This is a genomic window from bacterium, assembly GCA_037131655.1.
Classification (GTDB): Bacteria; Armatimonadota; Fimbriimonadia; order Fimbriimonadales; family JBAXQP01; genus JBAXQP01.
The window spans coordinates 1-1,955 of record JBAXQP010000416.1; the positions used below are offsets into that span (position 1 = coordinate 1).

A 1,955-nucleotide genomic window follows, 5' to 3' on the forward strand; every position below is an offset into this window, starting at 1 on the left:
GACCTCACCACTGCCAATACTCCGTAAGGATTTCATCATCGATGATTACCAACTATGGGAAAGCCGTGCGGCTGGAGCGGATGCGGTTCTTTTGATCGTAGCTGCGCTCAGTCCTATGCAGCTTCGGGAGTACAGTGAGATTGCCGCCGAACTATCGCTTGATGTCTTGGTCGAGGTGCATACTGAGTCGGAAATGTTTATTGCCCTCGATATGGGAGCAGATTTGGTTGGGATCAATAATCGCGATCTGATGACCTTTAGAACCGATCTCTGTGTGACTGAGCGTTTAGCATCAATGGCGCCAGAGGGGGCACAAATAGTCAGTGAAAGCGGCATTGGCGAGCGTGAGGATGTTGTGCGGGTCGGTCAAGCCGGCGCAAGGGCAGTCTTAGTCGGTGAAAGCCTGATGCGTTCGGAGGATATCGCTACAAAGATGCAAGAGTTAATGGGTTTCGGAGAGGAAGTCTGATCAGGCGATGACTAGGATAAAGATCTGCGGAATAACCAATCGAGTGGACGCTTTTGCAGCCCTTGAATTAGGAGCAGATGCCCTCGGCTTTGTTTTTGAGCCAACAAGTCCTCGATACATCGGCAACAACCCCGATGCATTGTGCATACCCTTTGAATTGCCCCCATCTATTACAAAAGTGGCAGTTCATGCTCATGTTGTGAATGCCGATGAAGAAGGTTTTGATGCTATCCAGTTTCTTTCAATAATAAATCCTGAAAGCATTCTCGGTCGGAAAGTTATTAAGGCTTTTTCGGCTCGTGATAAGGGGATTGAGGTGGAGATAGAGGATTACACAGGGCCAGCGGATGAAATATTGCTGGATGCTTATCACACCAATCAATATGGCGGAACAGGGCAGGTATGCGATTGGGAATTGGCTTGGAGTATTCGACAAAAACTCTCTAAACCCCTTATCCTCGCTGGTGGGTTAAACCCTGAGAACGTTGTTGAAGCTATTCGAAAAGTCAGGCCTTATGCGGTCGATGTCAGCAGTGGAGTAGAAGCTGAACCCGGTAGAAAAGATCATTTGAAGTTAAAAGCTTTTATTCAAGCTGTACGGGAATTAGACACTGTATTAGAAGAGACGCACCAAAAAAGTCCTGACTAATTTGAACTTCTTACAGCATGCCATTAAATACGCATTCTATGCGTTACCAATAATGAAGTCCAACTTTCAGGTAATTCCTTCACAGATGTTATGCGACCGGCGCAAATGCACCGGTCGTAACATTCAGACTTATCCAGCGAGCATAACGTTCCGAGCTTGAAGGCCTTTTGGTCCATCAATCATCTCGAACTGGACGGGTTGGCCTGTGCTTAATGTTTTGTGGCCCTCCTGTTCAATCGCAGAATAGTGCACAAACACGTCGCGACCATCCTGAGTCTGGATGAAACCCCAACCTTTTGTGTCATTGAACCATTTTACAAGACCCGATTCAGGTTCCGGTTGCATAATGAACCCCCTCCTTACTTCATTTGCAGGGACGGGCTTACCTGCGTAACACCAACATCCACGCACCGCAATTGCGGCTCATTAAATATGATTAGACGTCAAGCAAGCGAATTCCTTCTTTTTCTAAAAGAATATTTCAAAAAAGCAAAGAATTTTACTTTGAGTTACTCACCGACTACATGTCAGGTAATATGTCTTCTACGAGGAGGTCTGATTTGGGAGTTATGAGCGTTGCTGTACGTATAAGACATCGGATTTTCGGGACACCTATTCCCTCCTCTCGTGCTCAACACGAACGTTTGATGAAGATAATTGCTCTACCTGTTTTTGCCTCTGATGCGATGTCTTCTGTAGCGTATGCAACCGAAGCAATATTAAGAATTCTCGTGCTTTATAGCGTTACCGCACTGCAATATCAGTTCCCCATAACTCTCGCTATTTGCTTTCTCATCGTTATCGTCGTTATTTCCTATCAACAGACTGTCTTTGCAT

Annotated in this window: 4 protein-coding genes; 3 read left to right on the forward strand and 1 reads right to left on the reverse strand. The window is 45.9% G+C overall.

Annotation, left to right across the window (positions count from 1 at the left end; all coding sequences use genetic code 11):
• Positions 1 to 469 (forward strand): indole-3-glycerol phosphate synthase TrpC (locus WCO51_13135; protein MEI6514197.1); only part of this gene is annotated, 469 nt, incomplete at its 5' end.
• Positions 470 to 476: 7 nt separating this feature from the next.
• Positions 477 to 1,118: a phosphoribosylanthranilate isomerase gene (locus WCO51_13140; protein ID MEI6514198.1), complete on the forward strand. Its 642-nt coding sequence runs from the start codon at positions 477 to 479 to the stop codon at positions 1,116 to 1,118.
• A 129-nt stretch (positions 1,119 to 1,247) separates the two neighbouring features.
• Here WCO51_13140 and WCO51_13145 read toward each other — a convergent pair whose 3' ends face one another.
• Complete coding sequence (locus tag WCO51_13145) at positions 1,248 to 1,463, reverse strand: cold-shock protein (protein MEI6514199.1); 216 nt, start codon at positions 1,461 to 1,463, stop codon at positions 1,248 to 1,250.
• 215 nt (positions 1,464 to 1,678) lie between these two features.
• Between WCO51_13145 and WCO51_13150 the strand changes: the two genes are divergently transcribed.
• Positions 1,679 to 1,955, forward strand: a 277-nt coding sequence (locus WCO51_13150) for an amino acid permease (GenBank protein ID MEI6514200.1), incomplete at its 3' end; no start/stop codon positions are given.

What these genes read in the sequence shown, in the direction of transcription:
- WCO51_13145 (MEI6514199.1), bottom strand. Translation starts at nt 1,463, where the DNA reads ATGCAACCGGAACCTGAATCGGGTCTTGTAAAATGGTTCAATGACACA.
- WCO51_13140 (MEI6514198.1), top strand. Translation starts at nt 477, where the DNA reads ATGACTAGGATAAAGATCTGCGGAATAACCAATCGAGTGGACGCTTTT.